Consider the following 2,182-nt stretch of genomic DNA (forward strand, 5'->3'; position numbering starts at 1 on the left):
TATAAATGCTAACTTAAATATGTACATTAACGCTTGAATAAATATGTACATTTTCAATTGGATTCTCCATACTGACTCTGAGGTGGTTAGTATGTATATTAAGCTAGATATTCAAACAGAATTTGAGGTTAAAAGTCTTTCAGACTTACCAAATTTTAAAAAACTAATGGGGAACTTAAAAATGAAGATAAATAAAAGTCAATTAGCCAGAGAATTGAATGTGGATCGGCGTACCATAGATAAGTATTTGAATGGTTTTACACCAAAAGGGACAAAAAATAAAACATCGAAAATCGATACATATTATGAAGTGATTGCAGCTCTTTTATCTAGTGATTCTAAACAAATCTTCTACTACAAACGAGTGTTATGGCAGTATCTAACAGACAATCACGGTTTAAAATGTTCACAGTCTGCATTTCGTGCTTATATTAATAGAAAGCCTGAATTTAGAACATATTTTGATGAGGGGAAGCGTATTTTATCAGGTCATTCAGTGGGTGTCCGTTATGAGACACCTCCAGGAGAACAAGCTCAATTAGATTGGAAAGAAAGCATACGATTTGAAACCAAAAGTGGCGAAATCGTATATGTGAATGTAGCTGTACTTTTATTGTCCTACTCGAGATTTAAAGTTTTTCATTTGAATATTTCAAAATCACAAAGTGTTTTAATGTCATTTATGACAGAGGCATTTGAAATGTTTGGTGGTGTACCGAAGGTAATTGTCACGGATAATATGAAGACGGTAATGGATGAAGCTCGAACAGAACACTTTACAGGAACGATTAACAATAAGTTTGCCCAATTCGCTCAAGATTTTGGATTTAAGGTACAACCTTGTATCGCAGGGCGACCAAATACCAAAGGGAAAGTAGAAGCGCCAATGAAACTTCTAGACGAAATTCATGCTTATCAAGGAAGATTCACTTTTGAAGAATTACATGAATTTGTGCAAAAATTATGTGCAAGAATTAATCAAACATTTCATCAAGGGACTGGTAAGATTCCAGTGTTTGCCCTAAAACAGGAAAAGAATCTCCTACAACCACTCCCGAAGAGCGCGATAAGAGATTCCTATATGATTAAGCATAAACTTGTAAAAGTTAATACATCAGGCATGATATCTTACAAATCGAATCAATACTCAGTTCCAGCTGAATATCAAGGTAAAACCGTCGGTTTACAAGTATATGATAATCAAATATATGTTTATCATAACATGAAGTTAATTGTACAACATAAAATCAGCCAATCTAAGCTCAATTATAAAGAAGAACATTATAAAAAAGCATTGGCTAAGTCACTACCTAAATATCCGAACATTGACAATTTGGCGAAACAAAATTTATCAGTAATTGGTGAGGTATATAGAAATGAAGAATAGCTATCAACAATTAACAACAAACCTAGAGTATTTAAAATTAAAACAAATGGCACAACATTTAGGTGACGTAGTCGATTTTAGCATTAATAATGAATTATCCTTCGTAGAGACACTTGTTAAACTGACAAACTATGAGATTGATGTACGAGAACAAAATATGATTCATTCTATGGTGAAAATGGGCGCATTTCCTCATAGAAAGGAGGTTGATGAGTTTGATTTCGAATTCCAGCCGAGTATTAATAAACAACAAATCTTAGATTTTATTTCTCTACGTTTCTTAGAGCAACAAGAAAACATAGTATTTTTAGGACCTAGTGGTGTTGGTAAGACCCATTTGGCCACGTCTATTGGTATAGCAGCAGCTAAAAAGCGAACAAGTACTTATTTTATTAAATGTCATGATTTACTTCAAAATTTAAAACGTGCCAAGATTGAGAATCGCCTAGAATCTCGTTTAAAGCACTATACAAAATACAAATTACTTATTATTGATGAAATTGGGTACTTGCCTATTGATCCGGAGGATGCAAAATTATTCTTTCAATTAATCGATATGCGTTATGAAAAGCGTAGTACCATCCTAACGACCAATATCAACTTCAAGTCTTGGGACGAAGTATTCCAGGACCCTAAACTCGCCAATGCCATACTAGATCGTGTCTTACATCATGCCACGGTGGTCAGTATTGTAGGACAATCCTATCGAATTAAAGATCATTTTAGCAAAGAAAATGATTGATTTTGTACATGCTTAAACAAGCGAAAATGTACATGTTTATCTTGACATTTACA

At 33.5% G+C, this 2,182-nt stretch carries 2 protein-coding genes; both read left to right on the forward strand.

Annotation, left to right across the window (positions count from 1 at the left end; all coding sequences use genetic code 11):
• Positions 1-91: 91 nt before the first annotated feature.
• Positions 92-1,387: an IS21-like element IS232 family transposase gene (istA, locus tag MR168_RS32650; protein WP_000275580.1), complete on the forward strand. Its 1,296-nt coding sequence runs from the start codon at positions 92-94 to the stop codon at positions 1,385-1,387.
• On the forward strand, positions 1,377-2,129 hold the full coding sequence (gene istB, locus MR168_RS32655; protein WP_000798699.1) for an IS21-like element IS232 family helper ATPase IstB: 753 nt from the start codon (positions 1,377-1,379) through the stop codon (positions 2,127-2,129). The genes istA and istB overlap by 11 nt, the downstream gene beginning before the upstream one ends.
• Positions 2,130-2,182: the final 53 nt, after the last annotated feature.

The organism is Bacillus cereus group sp. BfR-BA-01356 (assembly GCF_022663635.1).
GTDB classification, from domain to species: Bacteria; Bacillota; Bacilli; order Bacillales; family Bacillaceae_G; genus Bacillus_A; species Bacillus_A cereus.